Below are 21133 nucleotides of genomic sequence, written 5' to 3'. Positions count from 1 at the left end.
TCCCCTCGACCGTTCACTGGACAGCGTGCCCCAGAGGTCGGGCCATGAAGCCTCGTCGATTCAGGGCGGGAGAGGAGATTGCTTATGCGTCACCAGCGTCACCAGCGTCACCAGCATCATCAGAGCAGCCGGTCATCGTCCCATGTCCTGTCGCGCCTGTTTCGCGGCGGCGCCCCCTGTCTTTCCCTGGCGCTCGCCACGGCATGCGGTGCTGGCTCCGGCGGCAGCCCGGTCGACTCGCTGACGTCCAGCGCGGCAGCGGAAGGCTCCGTCAGCGGCGGCGGCAGCGGCGGCAGCGGCACCGGCGGCAGCTCCAGCAGCGGTGCCGCCGGCGACGGCTCCAGCAGCGGTGCCGCCGGTGACAGCTCCGGCAGCGGCGGCGGCGCGGTCCCCCCGCCGGGCAGCTGCGGCGCGAGCGGCGCCGTCGTGAGGCGCACCTACGCGCCCAGCCTGTTCGCGGCGGGCGCGGATCCCTCCGGTGATGCCGAGTGCCAGGGCGTGCTCAACCCTGAGCGCGGCGTCTTCCATTTCAGGGATCTTCGGGGCCTGGGATCCGTCGCTGGCCTTCGGGACGAGGGATACACGCTGATCTACGGTCAGGCGCTCATCGACGATTACCGCGCGCGGGACATCGACCAGCCCCTCATCGACCAGCTCAACGAGAGCTTCGCCGCCGTGCGCTCGGCGGGGCTCAAGGTGCTCCCCCGCTTCTACTACGCGTCGGACATCGGCGAGGACGACGCGCCGCTCGGCCGCGTGCTGTCCCACATCGACCAGCTCAAGCCCGTCCTGGAGGCGAACGCCGACGTCATCGCCGTGCTGCACCCCGGCTTCGTCGGCGCCTGGGGCGAGTGGCACTCCTCGACGAACGATCTCACCCGTCCAGAGAGCCGCAAGCAGATCTTCGACGCGCTGCTTCAGGCGCTGCCCGCGAGCCGGATGACCCTCGCGCGCCGCCCCTCGCACAAGCTCGAGGCGTACGGCGGCCCGCTGACCGAGGAGACGGCGTTCTCCGGAGCGCCGCTCTCGCGGATCGGCCACCTGAACGACTGCTTCCTCGCGAGCGAAGACGACGTCGGCACCTACCAGCTCCCCGGCGAGAAGGCCTATGCCGCCGCGGACTCGGCGTTCACGCCCGTCGGCGGCGAGACCTGCGGCCGCAACCCGCCGCGCAGCGAGTGCGCCTCGGCGCTCGCCGAGCTGTCCGCGCACCACTTCAGCTTCATCAACACCGACTATCATCCCGACGTGCTCGATGACTGGCGATCCGGGGGCTGCTTCGAGACGATCGCCTGCCGCCTCGGGTACCGCTTCGTCGTGACGGAGCACGAGTCACCCGAGCAGATCGCGCGCGGGCAGCCGCTGCCCCTCCGGCTGCGCGTGTTCAACGACGGGTACGCCCGGGCCTATAACCCGCGACCGGTCTACCTCGTGCTCCAGCAGGGCGATGCGCGGCGGGTGGTCCAGGTCGACGCCGATCCGCGCCGCTGGGCTCCTGGCGAGGAGAGCGAGATGTGCCTCGAGGCGCAGATTCCGGCCGATCTCCCGCCGGGCGACTACCAGCTCGGCCTGTGGCTGCCCGACGGATCCGAGCGCCTGCGCGACGACCCGCGCTACGCGATCCGGCTCTCGAGCGGCGCGGCGTGGGACGGCGCCAGCGGCGTCAACCGGCTCGACGCCGCAGTCCGGGTTGTCGAGTGACCGGCCAGGGAGCCCCGCCGCGCGCGAGCGTCCGCCCCCACGGCCCAGGTTGACCCGGCGGCCGTCAAGCGCTGAGCTTCGTCGTGCTAGAGCGCAGCAAGGGAGAGGCACAGATGAGCCAGGAATCCGAGCGAGACAAGATGATGAAGAGGACGGCGGTCCTCGAGATCCCCGGCATGGATGCCGTCATCCTCCGCAGAGATATCGAGTACCAGGCGACCGATGCAGGCGCCCTGACCTTCGACCTCTACGCTCCACCAACCGCGGTGGCCGTGGCGTGGGCGCCTGCCGTCGTCTTCGTGTCCGGCTACCCGGATCCGGGGTTCGAGTCGGTGTTCGGCTGCAAACGCAAGGAGATAGGGCAGTCCACGTCGTGGGGACGGCTGGTGGCGGCCTCCGGCCTCGTGGGCGTCAATTACACGAACCGGGAGCCGTCCGATCTCCATGCGCTGCTCGAGCACCTGCGGCAAAACGCGGCCTCGCTCGGGATCGACGAGCGCCGGATCGGCCTGTGGGCCTGCTCCGGCAACGTCCCCATGGCCCTGTCGGCGCTGATGCGGGAACCGAGCGGCTCGCTGCGGTGCGCCGCCCTCTGCTACGGCTTCATGCTCGACCTCGGAGCGTCCACCCGCGTCGCGGAGGCGGCGGCGCAGTTCCGGTTCGTCAACCCGTGCGCCGGGAAGTCGGTCGACGACCTCCCTCCGGACCTGCCCCTGTTCATCGCCAGGGCAGGACAGGACAGGATGCCTCACCTGAACGAGACGATCGATGACTTCGTCGCCGGAGCGCTGGCCCGCAACCTGCCAGTGACGCTCGTGAACCACGCATCGGCGCCGCACGCGTTCGATCTGCTCGACGACAGCGGGGCTTCGCGAGAGACGATCAGGAGCCTCCTGGGGTTCCTGCGGTTCCATCTCCTGGGGTAGGGCGATCCGGCCTGCGCGCTCGGCTCACCGGGCGCTGCCGGCGGGCGACGAGCCCTCCGGCGCCGCAGCCGAGCACGGCCGCGACGCTCGCGGCGGGCCCACGGGCAACGACCCCGCCGTGCTGCGCCAGGAGGACGACCGCGCGGCGCACGTGCGATATCGCGTGTTTCGGTTCATTTTCGTTCGATCTATCGTACAGGCGTCAGCTCCACCCACCGCGAGGAACATCGCCAATGACGACCGTGAACACCTCCTTGATGCATGCGCTCGTTCTGGACGGCGTCGGCTCCCCCTTCCGACGGACCGACGTCGCCCGCCCCGTCGCCGGCACGGGCCAGGTGCTGGTGCGGATCAAGGCGAGCGGGGTCAATCCGCTCGATCTCAAGATCCGAGCGGGCCAGGCGGCGCACGCGAGGATGCCGCTGCCGGCCGTGCTGGGCATCGACCTCGCCGGCGTCGTCGAGGCGGTGGGGCCCGATGTCGCCCATTTCAAGCCGGGAGATGAGGTCTACGGGATGACAGGCGGCGTCGGCGGGCTTCAGGGCTCCCTCGCCGAGTTTGCCGCGGTGGACGCCGACCTCCTGGCCATCAAGCCGGCCAACCTCACCTTCCGCGAAGCGGCCGCGCTTCCGCTGGTGTTCATCACCGCCTGGGAAGGTCTGGTGGATCGGGCCGATGTCCGCACGGGCCAGAAGGCGCTCATTCATGGGGGCGCTGGCGGCGTCGGCCATGTCGCCGTCCAGCTCGCCCGAGCGCGCGGAGCGGAGGTGTTCGCGACCGGCTCGGCGGACAAGAGAGAGCTCCTCTCGAAGCTCGGCGCGACGGCGATCGACTACGCCACGAGCTCGGTGGAGGATTACGTCGCTGCCCACACGGACGGTGAAGGCTTTGACGTCATTTACGACACGGTGGGCGGCGCCGTCCTCGACGCCTCGTTCCATGCGGTGCGCCGCTATCATGGCCACGTCGTCAGCTGCCTGGGATGGGGGACCCACGCGCTCGCGCCGCTGTCATTCCGCGGCGCGACCTACTCGGGCGTCTTCACGTTGCTGCCGCTGCTGACCGGGAAGGGGCGAGCCCATCACGGCGACATCCTGCGCCAGGCGAGCAATCTCGCCGAGGCCGGCGCGCTGAGGCCGCTGCTGGATCCCCGTCACTTCACCCTGGGGACCGCTCACGACGCCCACGAGGCGATCGCGACGCGCTCCGCCGCGGGCAGGGTCGTGATCGATATCGCAGAAGGATGACGGGCTCACCGCTCTTCTGGTGGCGTGATGGCGATGCTCATTGGCTACCGCATCGTCGGGTTCATTGAGGAGGTCGAGCGGCGACTCGGAGCTCTCCGCCGTCATCGCGGACGGCATGGCCGGCGCGGCGTCACGCTCTGACGGACGACGGCTCGGCCGCGCCGCGCACCGCGTCGCGGAACCACCGCTGCGCCGGATCGCGGTGGTGGCGCTCGTGCCAGTACATGCGCACCTCGAAGCCGGGGAGCTTCACCGGCGGATCGACCACGCGCAAGGGGAGGATCTCCGCGAAGGCCTCGGCCACGCGCGCGCCGACGGTGACGACCAGGTCGGAGCCGGCGACCACGTGCGGAGCGAGGAGGAAGTGCGGCACCGCCAGCGCCACGCGACGGCGCTTCCCGAGCTGCGCCAGCGTCTCGTCGACGACGCCGCCGGGCGTGCCGCGCGGGGCGATGAAGACGTGGCGCATCGACGTCCAGGAGGCGAGATCGATGCCCTTCTTCACCAGCGGGTGCCCCTTGCGCACGAGGCACACGAAGCGCTCGCGGTAGAGCGGGCGTGAGCGGACGCCGGCCGGGAGCCCGTCGCTGCGCGCCGGGGCCACCACCACGTCGGCGTCGCCGCGGGCGAGCTGCTCCTCGAAGGAGGCGTCGAGCGCGCGGAGCCAGAGATCGACGTTCGGCGCCTCGCGCCCGAGGCGATCGAGGAGCTTCGGCGCGAGGACGAAGGAGCCGTAGTCGGCGGTGGCGACGCTGAAGCTGCGGGCGGCGCTCGCGGCCACGAACGGCTCCTCGGCGCGGAAGCAGCGATCGAGGGCGCGCATCGCGTCGCGCACCGGCTCCGCCAGCTCCTGGGCGCGCGCCGTCGGGGCGAGGCCGCGCGAGGTGCGGACGAAGAGCGGATCGCCGAAGAGGCGCCGGAGCCGGCCGAGCGCATGGCTCGTCGCCGACTGGGTGAGGCCGAGCCGCTTGCCCGCGCGCGTGAGGTGCCGCTCGTCGAGGAGCGCGCCGAGCACCCGCACGAGGTTGAGATCGACCGTGGCCACATCATGAAGGGCAGGCATGATGTGTATGTCTATCATGCAGTGGATCGATGCGGCGAGCCGGCGCATCTTCTCCGCGTCGACGGCGCAATCGCCGTGAAGAACAAGGAGCACGCACATGGACCACGTCATCGCGGGGGTTCGGGGGAAACGGGCTCGGTCGTCGCCGACACGGCACCACCGCAATCATCGATTGGAGGTTTCAGCATGAAGGCCGCAGTCGTACATGCGCTCGGTGTCCCGCCGTCCTATGATGATTTTCGTGAGCCGGAGCCCGGCGACGGTGAGACCGTGGTGACCGTACACGCCGCTCCGCTCAGCCCCATCGTCAAAGGCCTGGCCTCGGGCAGGCACTATGCGAGCGGAAAGAGCGGCGGCTTCGTCCCGGGCGTCGATGGCGTCGGCGCAGACGCTGCGGGGAGGCGTGTCTACTTCCTGTTCCCGAAGGCGCCCTTCGGCTCGATGGCCGAGAGGTCGCTCGCCATGGACGGCATGATCGTGCCGGTTCCCGACGCGCTGTCCGATGAGCAGGCCGCAGCGATCGCGACCGGGGGGCTCGCCTCCTGGATTGCGCTGTCACGCCGGGCGCTCCTCCAGAAGGGCGACACGGTGCTCGTGAACGGCGCGACGGGCGCGGCGGGGGGCATGGCAATTCAAACCGCCCGTCACTTCGGAGCGAGCAAGGTGATCGCCGTCGGTCGTGACAAGGTGAAGCTGGACCGGCTCGACGCCGACGTGAAAATCGCCTTGGACGAGGACGCGGATCGATCACTACGGGATCAATTCGATCAAGGCGTCGACGTCGTGCTCGACTTCGTGTGGGGCGAGCCGGCCGTCCGCGTCCTCCGGGCAGCGACGAAGGACCGTGGGTCCAGGGCCGGCGAGCCGCGCCTGCGCTTTGTTCAGCTGGGTACCGTGGCTGGCGACGAGATCCCGATCCGAGGTGACATGCTGCGCAGCACGGGGATCGAGCTCATCGGGAGCGGTATCGGAAGCGTTCCCGTGAAGGAGCTGCTGGCCGGGGCCGGCGAGTTACTGGCAGCGGCCCCGGCGGCCGGCTTTCGTGCGCCGTTCAAGAGTCTGCCGCTCAGCGCTGTGGCCGATGCCTGGAACGAGGAGCCCGATGTGCGGTGCCTTCTCCTGCCGAACGCAAAGGCCTAAGGTCGATCCTCAGCCTGCGTGCAAGGAGAACTGGTCATCCGGCGGCCCGCGCGTTTGAAGAACGCGCCCGGGGTGAGCCCGACGAGCTGACGGAAGTCGGCGATGAGGTGGGCCTGGTCATAATAGCCCGCGTCCGCGGCGATGCGCGCCCAGTCGCGCGAGGTCGCTGCCATTCGCACCGCGCGTTGCAGGCGGACGGTCCGCGCGAACTCCTTCGGGCCGATGCCGACGTTCTCGATGAAAGCGCGGCGAAGATGCCGCGCCGTGACGCCGAGCCGATCGGCAACGCTCTCCACCCGGACCTCGCCCCCTTCGAGCAAGCGAACCGCACGACGGGCGAGCTGCCCCGGTGCCGTCTCGAAGGGTTGGCCGGCGCGAAGGGCGAGCGCCCGGGCGACGCGGTCGATCACGTCCGCGCGGCTCCTCGCTGCGAGCAGCTCACCGCAGAGCTCGCGCCCCGCGCGGCCCCACACGTCCTCCAGCGGGACGATCCGGTCCGTGAGCTCGCTCGCTGCCACGCCGAGCAGCGGAACCGACCAGCCAGGCTTGAACCGAAGAGTGACGGTCCGCGCGAGGCCGGTCTTGCTCTTGAATATCGCGCGCGTCCGGGGGCCCGCGACCCACACGTCCCCCTCGCGCCCCCCCTCGAGCACTCGAAAAAAGAGGCCCGTTCTGCCGTCGGGAAGCCACTCGACGTCGAACACCTGACCGGGGGGTGCCGCGACATCGCGGACGTCCTCGACGAAGCGCGGGAGCGCGAGGGTGGGGAGCTCCATCGCTGCGGCCATGTTGGTCACTCTTACGCCTCTCGTGCGGCCGTTCAAGCCGACGCGGGTGCCCGCGTCGATCGGCTACCGCTCGCTGTCGAGCGCCTTCATGTGCTGGGCGGGGTAGCGCGTGCCGCCGATCGCGTCCGCTGGCACGATGCTCTCGAGCGCCGCGACGTCGCTCGCCGACAGCGGCTTGTCGAGGGCCACGAGGGCGTCGTCGAGCTGGGCTCGCGTGCGGGCCCCGACGATCGGCACCAGCGCGGGCTGCTTCGCCAGCACCCACGCGAGCGCGACCTGAGCCGGCGTCATCCCTCGCTCGCCGGCGAAGGCGTGGAGCTTCTCGACGACGCTCGCGTTCTTTGCCCCCTGTTCGCCAGCGAAGCGCGGCATGTACTGCCGGAAGTCCGCCTTTCCCGAGGGCTTGCTGCCGGTGAGCAGCCCCCGCGCAAAAACCCCGTAGAGCGTCGCGCTCATCCCGAGCTCTGCGAGCGTAGGGAAGATGGACGCCTCGGGCCCGCGCGTCGCGATCGCGTACTCGATCTGCAGGTCCACGATCGGGTGCACCTTGCTCGCGCGCCGGATCGTCTCGACCCCCACCTCGGACAGCCCGACATGCCGGACGAAGCCGGCCTTGATGAGGTCGGCGATCGCTCCGACGGTGTCCTCGATGGGCACCTGCGGGTCGAGGCGCGCGGGGCGGTACACATCGATGACCTCCACGCCCAGCCGTTGCAGGCTGTACGTCGCGAAGTTCTTCACGGCCGCCGGGCGGGTGTCGATGCCCAGCGCGGCGCCGTCCGGGCCGCGCATCGCGCCGAACTTCACCGACAGCTGGACCTTGTCGCGCACCCCCTCGATCGCGCGCCGGAGGAGGAGCTCGTTGTGCCCGTTGCCGTAGAAGTCTCCGGTGTCGATCAGGGTGATCCCCCGCTCGATGGCGCGCCGGATCGTCGCCACGCTCTCGGCGTCCTCGGCCGGGCCGTAGGCGCCGGACATCGCCATGCAGCCGAGGCCGACAGGAAAAACGCTGGGCCCGGTCTTGCCCAGCGGAGTCGATCGGAGCGGGGAGCGGCTCATCGTGGCGTCGAGGTGGGTCATGGGGTGTTCATGCCACGCGCCCACGGCCTCCGATTGGAAGAAACGGACATCCGGGGACCCGGCGTCTCGCTCCAACTGGGCACCAGACCCGCGGATCAAGCCCGCGGCCGACCGGCCCCTCGGTCATGGAGTGGCCCCGAGCAACGGCGTCATGTCCGGATCCGCCTTCTGCATCGCGCGCCGATACGCGGGGCGCGCGCCGATGCGATGCAGGTAAGCCAGGATGTTCGGCCACGGCGAGAGATCGTACGGCTTGAACAGCCGCATGGTGGTCAGCGAGAACACCGTCATGATGTCCGCCGCCGTCAGCTCCGGACCGGCGAGATAAGCCGCCTCACCCAGACGCTTCTCCACCGTGGAGAAGATCAGGTTGAACCGTTCCTTCGCCGCCTGCAACGCCGTGTTCTTCTCGGACGCATCGATGCGCTCCAGGGACCACACCCGCAGGACGGCCGGCTGCAAGGTCCCGTTGGCGAAGTGGAACCAGTAAAGATAGTCGGCGAACCCGGCCTGGCCGCGCTTCACGGCGAGCCGCCCCTCACCATGGGTCGCGATCAGATACTCGGCGATCGCCCCGGATTCGCCGAGCACCAGTTGCCCGTCGGTGAGGATCGGCGCCGTTCCCATCGGGTGCAGCGCCTTGTATTCCGGCGGCGCCATCCTGTTGTCCTTCCGGCGCTCGTACCGTTTCAGCTCATAGTCGAGCCCAAGCTCCTCGCAGAGCCAGACAATCCGCTCCGACTGGGAACGCCCGAGGTGATGCACGGTCAGCATGTTGTTCGCCATGAGCTCAACGTACGACCGCACGTCGCGAGAAGCTTGCCGGTAGCTCTCTGCTTCTTGCTCGATCCTCTCGCCGGGGACAGAAAAGCGTGATGGTGCTACGCTCGCCGCATGAACCTGGCGGCGCTCGCCGAGCTCGCTGCAAGCCAGCTCCCTCGCCCGAAGGACCGCGCTGGCCAGTACGTGCGACCGCTGAAGAACCTCGGCATCCTCCGGCACCACCAGCCGACATCGTTCGAAGCCGCGGTCTACGAGCCGGTCATGGGCCTTGTGCTCCAGGGGCGAAAAGAAACGGTGCTGGGAGCCGATTCGTTTCCGATGAGCGTCGGCGAGTGTCTGCTCATCAGCCACGACCTCCCGGTGATCGCGCGCGTCACGAAGGCCCCTTACCTCGTGCTGCTCTTCGATGTCGAGCTGGAGACGCTGCGCGACCTGGTCGAGGCGATGGCCGATTCGCCTCCCTCCGCCGCGGAGTCCCGCTCGCTCGCGGTCCACACCTGCGATGCCAGGCTCGTCGACGCGCTCCATCGCTATCTCGCGCTCGCGGGCGCGCGGATGGATGCAGCGGTGCTTGGTCCGCTCGTCTCGCGCGAGATCCACTACCGGCTCGCGACGGCGCCGTTTGGCGGCATGTTGCGGGACCTGATCCGCCGTGACAGCCACGCCAGCGCGATCGCGCGCGCGATCGCACAGCTGCGGCGTGACTTTCGATCGCCTGTCGAGATCCCGGAGCTCGCGCGCAGCGTCGGGATGAGCGCGTCTTCGTTTCACAAGCACTTCAAGGCGATCACGGCGTCGTCACCGCTTCAGTATCGAAAGGGCCTGCAGCTCCTCGAGGCCCGCCGCCTGTTGCGCGCCGGCACGATCTCGGTGTCCGCGGCGGCGTTCGACGTCGGCTACGAGAGCGCGGCGCAGTTCAGCCGCGATTACACGCGCAAGTTCGGCGTATCGCCGAAGCACGACATTCCGGCATGATTTCTGACACGCGGCGCTAGAATACCGACGATGAGGCAACCCCGAGAATTTTCACAGGGAGGCGGGGAGGCGGGGAGGAAGAAAGAATGAAGTTCTTTCTCTTGCCGTCTCTCGCTCCCCGCCTCCCCGCCTCCCTGTGAAATTCCTGCTTTTTCTCGTGATTTCAACCCGTTTGTCGCTCTAGCCGGTGAGCGACGCCTCCAGCCGGTTGCCAGCCGCGCGGTGAGCGAGCACCGCCACTACCTTCTCGACGATCACGCCCCCCGCCTCCGCGGCGGGCAGCCCGCCAGCGTGGATGTTGGAGATCACCGTGTATTCGAAGCCGATGGCAGGATTGCCGCTGAAGGCGGCGGCCGCCTCCTGGTCCGCGCCGGGCGCGAGGCGGTAGGCGAGGTAGGCCGAGAGGCTGCTCGACGCCAGCTCACCGCTGCCCGGGCGCTCGCCGAGCAGCACGACGACCAGCCGCGCCGCGAGCCGCTCGGCGACGGCCTCCGCGAGCTTCACCCGGCCGTAACGCGCGAGCAGCGGCTGGCCGACGGTCACGCCGCGCGCCCCCAGGCCGTCCAGCAGGACCGGGAGCAGATCAGGGATGTTGCGGTGGACGGCCTCGGCGCTCAGGCCGTCCGAGACCACGATCTGCACCTCGGCCTCCTCCGGCGCGAGCCGGGCGGCGCTCTCCGGGGCGAGGCGCGCCCCCGCGTCGGCGGAGCCGAGGTGCTCTCCCTTGCTGGCCGCCGTCGTGGAGATGAGGCGGAACGCGGCGACGCGGGCCAGCTCGTCCTCGCGCAGCTCGGTGGCGAGCGCCGCCCGCGCGATCGCCTCGTCGCGGCGACCGCGCCGGCTCACCGCGTTGGCCGGGCGCGGGCCGGCGGTGGCGAAGCCGTAGGCGGCGGGCGTGGCCGCGAGCAGCTCGGCGAGCTCGGCCTCGTCCGGGCAGAACTGCCGCACGTCGCCGAAGCACGGCCCGCGGGTGATCGCGCCCGCCTCGCCCTGCGCCTCCCCCGCGCGCGCCAGGATGCCCCGCGCGAGGGCCCACTCCAGGAACTCGCCGCCGGGCGCGCGGCCATGGATCTCCCGCAAGGTCTGCACGTCATGCCCGCTCGTGTCGAAATAGGCGAGCATCCGATCGGTGTTGAGACAGACATCCATGTAGTAGTTGGCGCCCGCCGCCGTGAGCAGCTGCGTCGCCATCTGCTGGCCCTCCAGCGTGACGTGGGCGTGGAGGGTGTAACAAGGGGCCATGCCCATGGGCACGCCGAGGAGCTTGCCCATGAAATGATCCTGGAGGTTGGCGAGGATCATCTCGCGGTCGTCGAGGTGCGTCTCCGGACCGATGAACCCGGTGACGTTGTTGAGCATGAACGGGTCCCAGCGGCGGGCGAGGCCGTAACAGAGCGCCTCGGCCGTGGCCATGTCGATGCCGTCGTGCTTGCCGTACGTGAGCTCGCTGCCCTGGCCGGTCTCGAAATACATGAACTGCTCGGCCTGGCCGGCGAGCGGGCCGCGCGCGGCCATGCGGCGATAGCCCTCGTCGAGGAGATCGACGGTGACGTCGAACTCGGTGACACAGCAGGACTCGGTGCCGGCCAGGCTCTGAAAGAGGATCTCCACGGGCGCGCCCTGGTCGAGCGCGGCGAGCTGCACCTTGAGGTGCGACAGGCAGCAGATCTGCGTGGGGACGCCGGTCGCGCGGCGGATGCGGTCGAGGTGGCGGAGGATCGCGGCGGTGGTCTCCACCGTGCCGGACGCGGGGTTGACGCCGAGCAGCGCGTCGCCGGCGCCGATGGAAAGGCCCCAGTAGAGCAGCAGGGTGATCCCTCGGAGATCGTCGGTGGGGTGGTTCGGCTGGAGGCGCGAGGCGAGCGTGCCAGGGGCGCCGAGGAGCGTGCGGGCGCGGGTCGGGCGGCTGATCTTCCGGGCGAGGTACACGAGCTCGTGCACGTCGCAGAGCTTGGCGAGCGCCGCGGCCATGACCCCGGTCAGGGCGCGGCCGACGCGCGCCACCTCCGGGCCGGGGGCGCGGAGCAGGTGGTCCTTGAGCTCGCCGAGGCGCAGCGAGGCGATCCCGGCGAAGGCGTCGCGGTCGATGTCGTAATTGACGCGCATCACCGCGTCGATCTCGCCGCGCGCGTCGGTGAGCGGGTGATCGTGGAGGTGCTCCAGGGTCAGCTCGCCGAGCAGCTCCCGCGCGGCTTCCCGCGCCGCGTCGTCGCTCGCCGCGAGGCCTGCCTGGCGATCGCCGGCCTTGCTGCAGTCGGCGGCGCCGAGGAGCCGCTTCAAGCCGCGGAACGAGCCGCCGTGGCCAGGCAGGCGGGTCGCGTAGACGACGTCGGTCCGGGGGCGAGGGACCTCGATCCGATCGAGCGGGGTCGGTTCCTTCACGGCGCGCTCCTCCCTTCACGGAAGGTTCGCCGAGCGACGTCATGGCGTCATCCCGTAGAACGAGACCGGCAGGATCTGATCGCACAGGCGGCCGACCTGGACGAACCGGGCGCCGTGCGCCTGCACCTCATCGATGACGAGGAGGTCGATCGGCAGAGCGCCCCAGCCGGTCACGTAGCCCCCGAGCGTCTTGCCCGCGTTCTGCGCGGTGAGCAGCACGAGGGGGTGCTCGGGGATCGGTCCGGCCCGGCGCAGCGCGCCCGCGAGGCGCACGCCGAAGCGCTTGAGGGTCGTCGCCGAGACGTCGTCGAGGGCGATCTCCAGAGAGCCGCCGCGGGTGCTCCGGCGGAAGAGGTCCACGGCATGATCGAGCTCGGCGTCGGACGAGGCCGGCGAGAGGCGCGCCAGGATGGGCAGGTCGCGCAGGGGCAAGCGCTCGGGGCGCGGGAGGAACAACGTCGCGCCGGAGAGCTGGGTGGCGTGGCGCAGCAGGCCGTACGCCGTGGCCCGGCCCATGCTGGCCGGCGTCGCCACCCGCGCGCTCAGCCGGGGCGAGGCGAGGATCGCGCGGGCGAGGTCCACGCCGAGATCGCCGTGGTGAGCCGGCTCGGGCAGGGGGCGCCCGGCCAGACCGGCGTAGATCAGCTCGCCCACGCCCCCGGAGAACGTGAGGGTGGGCGCCGCGATCCCCTCCGGCAGCGCGAAGGGCACCTGCACGTGGCGCGCGGCCGCGGGCGTGTCGAAGGCGCCGGCGCGCCCCGCGATCGCCGCCTCGAGCAGATCCACGTAGAAGGCGACGACGGCCTCGGCCTCGGCCTGCGAGAGCACCTCGCCCGGGCCGCGGTGGAGCCCGAGGTGGTCGAACGCGGCGCGGGCCTCGGGCGAGAGCGCGCGGAGGCGGCGCGAGCGCGGGTCGAGCGCGACGTGCCGCGCGCCCACGAGAAGACAGCCGGTGCGCTGGACCTCGCCGGCCAGGCCGAGCGCGATGTTCGTGGTGCCGCCGCCGATGTCGAGGTTGACGACGGGCTCGCCGGGGCGCGCGCGCGACAGGGGCGCGGCGCTGCCCATGAAGGCCACCCAGGACTCGAGGCAAGGGTCCTCGGCGACGGCGAGCAGCGCGTCCCCAACCCGCGCGCGGATCAGCGCGGCGAGCGCGTCGGCGTTGCTCCGGCGGGCGGCGAGGCCGGTGATGATCGCCCCGCCGCCGAAGAGGGCCCCGGGCGCCACGCCCGCCTCGGCGAGCCAGCGATCGAGGAGCGCCGCCGCCGCGTCGAGATCGAGGGCGTCGCCGGCGAGGGGCGTGAGCGCCATCTCCGATCGGTACCGCTCCTCCAGCGCGCCGAGCTCCACCCGGCCGCTGCCCGCGGCGCGCGTGAGCGTCGCCGAGGCGGCCACGGCGCAGCTCGTGGTGGAGCCGAAATCCAGGCCGAGCAGGGTGACCTGGGCGCCCATCACCGGACCGTCCTGATCTTCATGGCCAGGCCACAGTCCTACCGCACCGGCGCCCGCGCGCCGCTCCACGTCAGGGACGTCAGAGCACCCGCTCGAACGCGGCCTGCAGCGCGTCTCGACCGCCGCGCTCGACGACGTCGCCGTGCGCCACCACGATGCGCTCCGGCGCCCACGCGAGCATCCGCTCCACCGAGGCGCGCACCGCCGCGCGATCGCGCATCATCGAGCGCGCGATGCGCGACGGGCCGAACCTCCCGTAGGCGTCGTTCAGGCGCATGAAGAGGCGCGTCGGGAAGTGCTCGCTCTGCGCGATGTGAAAGCAGAGATCCCAGACGAAGAGGGACCTGCTCGGCCGGTGGAAGAAGACCGTCTCCTCGAGCTTCGGCATCCCGCCGATCGCCACCTGGTCGATCTCCGCGGACCAGAGCGGGTCGGGCGCGCCGTCGAGCACGCCGGTGAACGTCACGTCAGGGCGCTTCTCGCGGAGCCCCCGCGCGCCGTAGAGCCGCGCCCCCGGGAAGAGCCGCGCCGCCGGCGAGAGGCCGAGGTGGTGCAGCAGGTTCGGCGCCACGATCGCCCGCACCTCGCCGAGCGCGCGGATCTCGTCCGCCTCCCGCTCCACGCTGGGGAGCGGCGAGAACAGCAGCAGCCCGCCGTCCTCGAGGCGCACGACCGGAGATCGCACCGGAAACCGGAGAAACCCCACCTTCAACGTGTCTTCCGCAACCCAGAGGGATTGATCGAGCCGTCGCAGCATGCTCCAATTGGTAAATCAGCTTGACCATTTAGTCAAGCAAGTTGACCATCATGACCAAGCACAACCTCGATCCATGCGACGTCTCCGAGCTCGAGCGGCGCAAGCGCGTGAGCCTCGGGCAGCTCCTGCTCCGCTCGGCGCGGCTGCTCGACGAGCGGGCGGTGGCGCGCGTCGTCCGGCGCGGCGCGACCGGCGTGCGCCGGGCGCACACGGCGCTCATGCCGTACATCGACCTCGAGGGCACGCGGCAGATCGACCTGGCGGAGCGCGCCGGCGTGACGAAGCAGGCGGTGGGTCAGCTCGTGGAGGAGCTCGAGGCGGCGGGCGTGGTGGAGCGGACGCCCGATCCGGAGGACCGGCGGGCGAAGCGGGTGCGGCTCACGCCGCACGGGCTGAAGATGCTCCTCCACGGGCTCGGGGTGCTGCAGGAGCTGGAGGACGAGCTCACGCGAGCCCTGGGGGAGAAGCAGATGGCCTCGCTGAAGAAGGGGCTCACCTCGCTCCTCGCGGCGCTGGAGGCGCCGGAGGCCCCGGAGACGCCGCCCGAGGGCCGGTGAGCGCCGGCACGGCGGGGCTCCCGGGAGCGCCGGCCGGGTGGGGCTCGAGGCCCAGCGCGTGCGGCAGGAGCCGGGCGATGTTGCGCGCATCATCGATGGCGCGGTGCTGCGTCCCCTGAAACGAGAGGCCGATGCGGCGCAGGGCCTGCCCCACGCCGAGCTCGCGCTCGGCGCCGAGGCGGCGGGCAAAGGCCCGCTTGACGTTGAGGTGATCGCCGCCGAAGGGCAGCGCCACCCCGTGGCGGCGGGCGTCGCGCTCGATCTGCCGCTTGTCGTAGCCGCCCCAGGAGCAGAAGAGCGCCTGTTTCCCGCGCACCAGCTCTCTCAGCCGCGCCGCCGCCGCGGGGAAGCGCGGGGCGGCGTCGACGTCGGCCTGGCGGATGCTCGTCAGCCGCATGCAGAACGCCGAGAGGCGCGGGTGTCGGATCGGGCGCACGAAGCACTGCAGCTCGGCGGCGGATCGAAGGGTGGCGGCATCGACGAGCACGGCGCCGACCTCGATGATCTCCATCTCGTCGCGGGGGAAGGCGGGGTCGTCGCTGCAGGTCGCCTCGAGATCGATGACCAGGTAGTGAGTGGGGGAAGACATCGGCGTTCTCCTTGACTTCGTTGCGGGTAGTCTGCGGTCGCGATGACCGGAGGACCCGGACACGATTCCGGACACGCCGCCCCAACGGGCTTTTCCTGGAGGAATTACGTGGCGTGGCTCGTCGCCGAGCACGGCTCGCTCGCCTCGGTGGCCCAGAAGGTCGCGCACCTCTCGGCAGCCGCTGCGGGGAGCGGGAGCGGGCGGGAGAGCGCTCCATATGGCGCGGCGGATCGAGGACGAAGAGCTCCTCTGGCGAGGAGAGCGGCTCACGCCGCGCTGATCGGGCGCAGCGCCGCTCGTCAGGAGAGCACGTCGGAAGCGTCCTTTGCTTCGAGTGCGTTATCGACCCACCGATCGAGGGTCGCAGGGTCCTTGCGCGCCTGGATGCGCTCGCGATGGTCGGCGGTGAGGGCGATCCCTGCGCGCGCCACCAGCCGGAGCAATGCGTCGCGCTTGGCCTCGAGGATGCCCTCGAGCTTGCCCTCCCGGATGCCCTCGAGCTTGCCCTCGATCCGGCCACGCTCGATGAGCTGCTGGGCGAACGGGGGAAAAGAAGCCTTGCCTTCGGTCTGCCGCTCCATGATCAGCGCCTCCAGGGCTCTCCGCATGGGTTCACGCAACGCATTGTAGACGATCTGGAAGTACACCGCCGCGTGCTCGTGGTCGAGCCGTCCGAGCGCCCCCAGCGCGGACTGGACCACGGCGAGACCGTTCGGTCCGTTGCCGTGCGCCACGGCCGAGAGAATGGCGAGCTCCGTCTCCTTTTCCGCCTGGGCCTGATCCGTCACCTCCGGCACACTCGCCGACCCCAGCACCAGCGGCTGGAGCGTCCCGAGCCCCAGCCCGAGATCGATTTTCTGCGCGGCCCACGCGGCCACCTCCGCGTCGGGCGCGACGACGAGGACGACTGCCGAGCACTCCTTCCGGGCCCGCACGACCGCAACGTAGACAGGCCATGAGTAGCCCTTGCGCCGATCGATGTCGCGCTGGACCTCAAGGACGATGGAGAGCACCAGCTCTCCAGCCCCGTCGCGGAGCTCGAGCACCAGGTCGGCGCAGAACTCGACCGGGATGAGCTGGTCCAGCGAAGCCTCGACGACCGCGACCGTGGCATACGGCGGGAGATCCAGGTGAAAGAGGATCTCGAGGAAATGAGGCGCGAGCGACGGATTCTCGCGGAACGATTCCGCGACGGCGAACCGTCGCGAACCGGTGCTTTCCCCGGAGTTTGAGGGGGGCGTGACGACGGATCGCACTCCCTCGCACGGCATGGCCCCAACCCCGGCCCAACCGGCGAGCCTGGGGCTCGGCGAGCTCGCGATGGTCGATCCCTCGCCTCGCGCCGCCGTGGTCGCCTCGCTCGCCGGCACCCTGAGCCGCGCCGTCGCCCTCGGAGATGCGGAGGCGGCCCGCGTCGTTCACGAGGCTATCGGCCGATTGCTCGGCGCAGCGCCAGCACCGGAGAGGCCGGTAAGCCCACGCCGGTAGGTGACGCCTACCGGCGCCAGGAGGTGGCCTTCGCAGACCCACACCGCATTGCCGAGGCGCAGCCCCCCACGGGCCGGTCGAGTGCGAGCCCTCCTGGGCCTGACCTGGCGGATCGAACCCCGCGAACGCATCATCCTCCTTCAGTCGGTACAGAAACCCATCAGCTAGCTTAAGCGGCAACAGGGCCCAGCCGCGTCTTCTCCCTCTCGTTGACCATCGTCCTCTCGTTGACCATCGTCCCCGGCGTCGCGCGCGCATGGGGCCACGCCGAGCGGAGCCGTGCGCAACGGCCCGCCTGGCGCATGCCGCAACGTGCGCGTTTCGTGCTAGGGGGTCCGCCGAGCCAATTCGTCGCGCTCGAACTGGATTATTCGTAACATGGCTAACACCAAGCCCGTGATCAAGCTGGCCGAGCTACTCGGAGCGGGTGCCGAGATCTGCGACAACTACGACTTGGCGGGCGACTTTGCCATGCTGAGAGAGCTGCTCTTCCCTGAGTGGATCGACGGCCAGAGCTGGGAGGTACGGGAGGGCCATCACCCAGACTGTCCCTGGTGCGACGGATATTGCCATGACGAAACGCGCACGATTTGGGTAGCCCGACCGCGGAACGGCGCCGTTCGCATCCGCACGCTGGTTCACGAGATGGTGCACGCGAGCCGCGGCATCGCGGGCCACGAGGAGCCGTTCCTCGACGCGCTGGCGACAGTAGCCGATCGCGCCGCGAACACCGGCCGCCGTGACCTGGAAGACATGATCCGGATAGAGCATTCCGAGTGGGGGCGTGGCGAGACGGTGGTGGCTCGAGATCTGTACTCCGACGTCGAGGCCGCGCGGACGCACGGTCTGTCGTTCGATGACGCGGTACAGAAGGCCGCGACTAAGCGCTACACGTCCGTGGCGGCGCTGTTAGCAAAGTACCCGCGTGTCCGCACGCTCGGACCGAAGGGAAGTCAGTCGTGACGCTGGCTGCGCTTCGTTTGTGTCGACCGAGTCGCCCGCCGCCAACGGGCCGCTCGTCCCGTTGAGGGCGGCGAGTTCACGTTCGGGGTCCTTGAGTACGCGATGGCCATCAACAGGCCTGCGCGGCGGACCATCAGCCAGCCTGGGCGTCAACACGCAGCTGCCTAAACGCTATTTCGTCGGGCGGTAACTTTGGGAGCAAACGCCCGACCGGATTTGGGACCTCACAATGCGAAGTCGTCGTAACTGTCGCGCACAGGGTGATAGACCACATGCCCCTGGGCGTCTTGAAACATCGCGGCTGCTGGACCGTCAGCGGATGCGATCAGCGCGACGCGGTGGGGTGTCTCCTCCACGAAACAAGCGGCGCTTCGATGGCGGGTGCCCTTCAGGTTCAGATCGAATTCTTCGAGCCGTTCGTCTGCATGTACCCGCATGACCGGCGGAGTACGATGCGCCGCTGGAAGCTTTGCTCGGAATCCCACAATGGCAAGCGCTGGCGTGGCGAGCACAGCACCGTCGACAGTGCTCATCCGTCCGATGAGACTGAGGGCGCGATCGCATTCGGCGGCCGCGTCCTGCGCTTCGACAATGTCATCTTCGCCGGGGTTTTCCCGACCCCCCTCTACCATCGATGCCTCCCAATGGCGGGCGACCATTTGACCGAACTTGAGCGGTGCCTTTAGCATCGCAGCGCCAAACGCGGGCATCGACGCTGCGTCGTCCTGGTTTACAATCGCAATGATTCCACCATGCCTCCGACGTATGAGCTCGGAGCTAAGCATGTTCAGTGCGCCGCTCGCGAGTGCGTACTTGTTCTGGACAACATCGGTCATATTGCCCATGGCCTCCACGATGTCGCCCAGCGCTGGTTGCGGAGACGCGAATGGCCAACTGACAAGTGGCTCGCTCTGCCCGCCCGCGCAAGAGACAATCTCGCGACTGCCGTAAAAAAATCGAAGAGCGCCCGCCCCAACCACGCGAACGGTCAGGACTTTGTCGCGATACCAGCGCAAATTCTGCATGTGACCGACCCCCGTGATCAAGAGTTTGTCAGCCACACAATGTACAACCAGGTACTCGCCGTCGCCTCGAGCGAGAAGCGCGTACTTCGCCGCGTTCCCGGACGTGAATTCGTCTAGTGTCTCGAAGTCCACGACGTGCCACGGTTCCCAACCATGAACACGCTCAGGCGTGGCATACCTGGGGTCAAGGACGCCCGGATAAATGAGGTTAAATGTGAGATCGTGGCCCTCTTCGCGAAACAGCGAGGCGAAGAATAGAACCTCAACCAGCCGCTCCAAGTGGGGAAGCACAACCCGCCCCAACTTGGTGGCGAGCGTCTTGGCGACGTCTACGGGATATATGGCACTCATCGTAGTAAGACCTCGACAGAATCATGTGTCGCGCGATGCCTGACAACGAGACGACCGTTTCGTTGTCGGATAACCGGGCGGCGCGATTCGCGCGTGGCCGAGCATGGGTGTCGACTGCTTTCCGCTTGCTGACCACATAAGCTGGCCGAACAAGTATATACTTACGTCCCCCGGCAGGCCAAGGACCCGATGCGCCTTCAATACGGGCCCCCCGCCCGTTCGCTGTCCGTTCCGCAGACCAGCCCGCCGGCCGCATCCTCTGGCTTGCCGTCTGGAGGGACGACCCGCTAGAGATCATGCAGCGCGCCGGTTACGCCGGTGTCCAGGCGACGCAGGGCTACATGCGCGAGGCCGAGGGGGCCACGCGGGACTTGGCGACGTCTTCCCGCCGGTGCCGCTCTCGCTCTGGGAGGGCGGTGTCTCGTCTGGGAGTCGTCCGCACGGCGCGCAAGCACGCGAAATCATGGCGGGGGCGCGTGGAATCGAACCCGATGCAAGACGCACCGGACGCCGGAGCTGCGAAGGTCGCCCTCGGCGCCGGGTCCGAGGCTCCGCGGTTCAGGATGCGAGGTCTGGGCTGAGCCGGCGATCTATGCGCTCCCGCAGTCAACCGAACGGGCGGCCCTCAGCCCAGCCGCTCCCGCTCCCACCGCACCTGGGCCGCGATGGCGTCGTCCGCGGCGCGCACGCCCTCGACGAAGAGCTCCGCGTGGGCGGGGTTGTCCAGGTTAAGGCCGAGCCGGAGCAGCAGGGTGCGGTCGCGCTGCGCGACGGATCGGAGGATCTCGGCAGCTGTGCAGGGATAGCGAGCGGGACGCACGCTGGGAGTGTACCAGAGGAGCGGTCGGACGGTGCGGCCGAGCGGCTGGCTCTCGCGTGAGCCGCGAACTCGGTGCGGCCGGCGTCGGGACGAACATCGATCCCCCGGTCCCCTTCCTCAGACACCGACGTCGCCGTGAAGGCGACCCCGATGGGGGCTCACCGCTGCCTCCGCCACCGGTGCCGCCGGGGCTGCGGCCGTGCCGTGGTGCCACGGAGGACCAGAGCCGCCGTGTGGTGCACGGAGCTCGGCGGGCGCGCTGCGGGGTCGCACTAGGTGAGAAATGCTGTGCGTGATGCCCGAGAATGCGCTTTCTCGGGCGTCAGCGGCTCCGCAGGGTAGCCGAGCCTACTGTTTGAGGCGCTTCTACCTGGAGGAAATGATCCGCGACGCGCTCCACCCGACCGAGCTCACGTCGCCAGCGAATCGACGCTGCCGTCTGCCTGGTTGAGTACGCGGGGGGGCGGCTGCGGAGATCAAGAGGCACGCCGAGCGCTCCGCGGGAGCGGCTGCGGCCACATGATGGAGGCACGCGAGTTCGGGATCGCGCCGGCGTCGCGCTGCTTGGTGCCGGAGCAGACAGCGGCCGCGGGGTCGAGGTGGACGCCGGCGCGCGAGGAGCCGTCGCCGGGTCGAGGTTCACCTGGATGACTTCGCGCGCGACGTCGGCACGGCGCGCGTCGGCCAGCTGGCGCCCGTTCTGCGCGACGCACATGGCGCCAAGGCAGACAGGAACCCCGCATTCCTCGCTCCAGAGCGACCGCATATGCGCGGGGCCGCCGACGACGCGCTACATGGCGCTCGAGCATACATGCCGCAGGGCCGAGGTCCCTGACCGCTCTGCGCACGGGGATCGAGGTGGACGCCGGCGAGTTCGGGGCCGTCGATGTCCGTGTGCTCAAGCGCGTCGGGCCCTGCGATCGCTCGTTGCGAGCGGGCGTCCAAGCCGCGCGTGGTCGCGGCACCGCAGAATCGTGAGACACGCGGCGCGGCCCGCCCCGGTCGCGCGGGCGCCGTCGATCGAAGACGCGCGGCTGCGCAGCGGC

General features: G+C 69.9%; 18 protein-coding genes. 7 read left to right on the top strand and 11 right to left on the bottom strand.

Going from position 1 to position 21133, the window contains the following annotated elements:
- Positions 1 to 84: 84 nt before the first annotated feature.
- The 3 genes from WMF11_RS49210 (at position 85) to WMF11_RS49200 (ending at position 3874) form a co-directional block, all read left to right on the top strand.
- Positions 85 to 1701 carry a DUF4832 domain-containing protein gene (locus WMF11_RS49210; RefSeq protein ID WP_437975691.1) on the top strand — a complete coding sequence of 539 codons (1617 nt, stop codon included), beginning with the start codon at positions 85 to 87 and terminating at the stop codon, positions 1699 to 1701.
- 113 nt (positions 1702 to 1814) lie between these two features.
- A complete protein-coding gene (locus WMF11_RS49205) occupies positions 1815 to 2627 on the top strand; it encodes an alpha/beta hydrolase (protein ID WP_437975690.1) in 813 nt (270 codons plus the stop codon).
- 233 nt (positions 2628 to 2860) lie between these two features.
- Positions 2861 to 3874, top strand: coding sequence for a zinc-dependent alcohol dehydrogenase family protein (locus WMF11_RS49200; RefSeq protein WP_437975689.1), 1014 nt, complete (start codon positions 2861 to 2863; stop codon positions 3872 to 3874).
- Between the two features lie 130 nt (positions 3875 to 4004).
- On the opposite strand, the gene WMF11_RS49195 is transcribed toward WMF11_RS49200, so the two are convergent.
- Entirely contained in the window at positions 4005 to 4937 is a 933-nt protein-coding gene (locus WMF11_RS49195; RefSeq protein ID WP_437975688.1) for a LysR family transcriptional regulator, read from the bottom strand.
- Between the two features lie 186 nt (positions 4938 to 5123).
- On the opposite strand from WMF11_RS49195, the gene WMF11_RS49190 reads away from it, so the two are divergent.
- Positions 5124 to 6077 carry a zinc-binding dehydrogenase gene (locus WMF11_RS49190; RefSeq protein WP_437979408.1) on the top strand — a complete coding sequence of 318 codons (954 nt, stop codon included), beginning with the start codon at positions 5124 to 5126 and terminating at the stop codon, positions 6075 to 6077.
- Here the strand turns inward: WMF11_RS49190 and WMF11_RS49185 are convergent.
- From WMF11_RS49185 to WMF11_RS49175, 3 genes are all read right to left on the bottom strand, one after another.
- A complete protein-coding gene (locus WMF11_RS49185; RefSeq protein WP_437975687.1) occupies positions 6074 to 6865 on the bottom strand; it encodes a helix-turn-helix domain-containing protein in 792 nt (263 codons plus the stop codon). The two genes, WMF11_RS49190 and WMF11_RS49185, sit on opposite strands and share 4 nt — an antisense overlap.
- A gap of 63 nt (positions 6866 to 6928) precedes the next feature.
- The gene (locus WMF11_RS49180; protein ID WP_437975686.1) at positions 6929 to 7945 is read right to left on the bottom strand and encodes an aldo/keto reductase; all 1017 of its coding nucleotides are present in this window, start codon (positions 7943 to 7945) and stop codon (positions 6929 to 6931) included.
- Between the two features lie 123 nt (positions 7946 to 8068).
- Positions 8069 to 8719, bottom strand: a complete 651-nt coding sequence (locus WMF11_RS49175; protein WP_437979407.1) for a glutathione S-transferase family protein — start codon at positions 8717 to 8719, stop codon at positions 8069 to 8071.
- Between the two features lie 120 nt (positions 8720 to 8839).
- Between WMF11_RS49175 and WMF11_RS49170 the strand changes: the two genes are divergently transcribed.
- Positions 8840 to 9703, top strand: a complete 864-nt coding sequence (locus WMF11_RS49170; RefSeq protein ID WP_437975685.1) for an AraC family transcriptional regulator — start codon at positions 8840 to 8842, stop codon at positions 9701 to 9703.
- A 180-nt stretch (positions 9704 to 9883) separates the two neighbouring features.
- On the opposite strand, the gene eutB is transcribed toward WMF11_RS49170, so the two are convergent.
- The 3 genes from eutB to WMF11_RS49155 form a co-directional block, all read right to left on the bottom strand.
- A complete protein-coding gene (eutB, locus tag WMF11_RS49165) occupies positions 9884 to 12085 on the bottom strand; it encodes an ethanolamine ammonia-lyase subunit EutB (protein WP_437975684.1) in 2202 nt (733 codons plus the stop codon).
- A gap of 39 nt (positions 12086 to 12124) precedes the next feature.
- Positions 12125 to 13537 carry an ethanolamine ammonia-lyase reactivating factor EutA gene (locus tag WMF11_RS49160; RefSeq protein WP_437979406.1) on the bottom strand — a complete coding sequence of 471 codons (1413 nt, stop codon included), beginning with the start codon at positions 13535 to 13537 and terminating at the stop codon, positions 12125 to 12127.
- Positions 13538 to 13616: 79 nt separating this feature from the next.
- The gene (locus WMF11_RS49155) at positions 13617 to 14294 is read right to left on the bottom strand and encodes a DUF4336 domain-containing protein (RefSeq protein ID WP_437975683.1); all 678 of its coding nucleotides are present in this window, start codon (positions 14292 to 14294) and stop codon (positions 13617 to 13619) included.
- A gap of 50 nt (positions 14295 to 14344) precedes the next feature.
- On the opposite strand from WMF11_RS49155, the gene WMF11_RS49150 reads away from it, so the two are divergent.
- Entirely contained in the window at positions 14345 to 14851 is a 507-nt protein-coding gene (locus WMF11_RS49150; protein ID WP_437975682.1) for a MarR family winged helix-turn-helix transcriptional regulator, read from the top strand.
- On the opposite strand, the gene WMF11_RS49145 is transcribed toward WMF11_RS49150, so the two are convergent.
- Positions 14787 to 15440 carry an exonuclease domain-containing protein gene (locus WMF11_RS49145; protein ID WP_437975681.1) on the bottom strand — a complete coding sequence of 218 codons (654 nt, stop codon included), beginning with the start codon at positions 15438 to 15440 and terminating at the stop codon, positions 14787 to 14789. The genes WMF11_RS49150 and WMF11_RS49145 overlap by 65 nt on opposite strands.
- 299 nt (positions 15441 to 15739) lie before the next feature.
- Positions 15740 to 16711 carry a hypothetical protein gene (locus WMF11_RS49140; protein ID WP_437975680.1) on the bottom strand — a complete coding sequence of 324 codons (972 nt, stop codon included), beginning with the start codon at positions 16709 to 16711 and terminating at the stop codon, positions 15740 to 15742.
- A 595-nt stretch (positions 16712 to 17306) separates the two neighbouring features.
- Between WMF11_RS49140 and WMF11_RS49135 the strand changes: the two genes are divergently transcribed.
- Positions 17307 to 17891 carry a hypothetical protein gene (locus WMF11_RS49135; RefSeq protein ID WP_437975679.1) on the top strand — a complete coding sequence of 195 codons (585 nt, stop codon included), beginning with the start codon at positions 17307 to 17309 and terminating at the stop codon, positions 17889 to 17891.
- 224 nt (positions 17892 to 18115) lie between these two features.
- Here WMF11_RS49135 and WMF11_RS49130 read toward each other — a convergent pair whose 3' ends face one another.
- Both WMF11_RS49130 and WMF11_RS49125 read right to left on the bottom strand, forming a co-directional pair.
- Positions 18116 to 19195, bottom strand: a complete 1080-nt coding sequence (locus WMF11_RS49130; RefSeq protein WP_437975678.1) for a putative sensor domain DACNV-containing protein — start codon at positions 19193 to 19195, stop codon at positions 18116 to 18118.
- A 697-nt stretch (positions 19196 to 19892) separates the two neighbouring features.
- Positions 19893 to 20087: a hypothetical protein gene (locus WMF11_RS49125; RefSeq protein WP_437975677.1), complete on the bottom strand. Its 195-nt coding sequence runs from the start codon at positions 20085 to 20087 to the stop codon at positions 19893 to 19895.
- Positions 20088 to 21133 lie beyond the last annotated feature (1046 nt).

The organism is Sorangium sp. So ce295 (assembly GCF_051527405.1).
Lineage (GTDB): Bacteria > Myxococcota_A > Polyangia > Polyangiales > Polyangiaceae > Sorangium > Sorangium cellulosum_B.
Note: the sequence above shows the minus strand (reverse complement) of the source record. Positions and strands in the feature narration are given on the sequence as shown.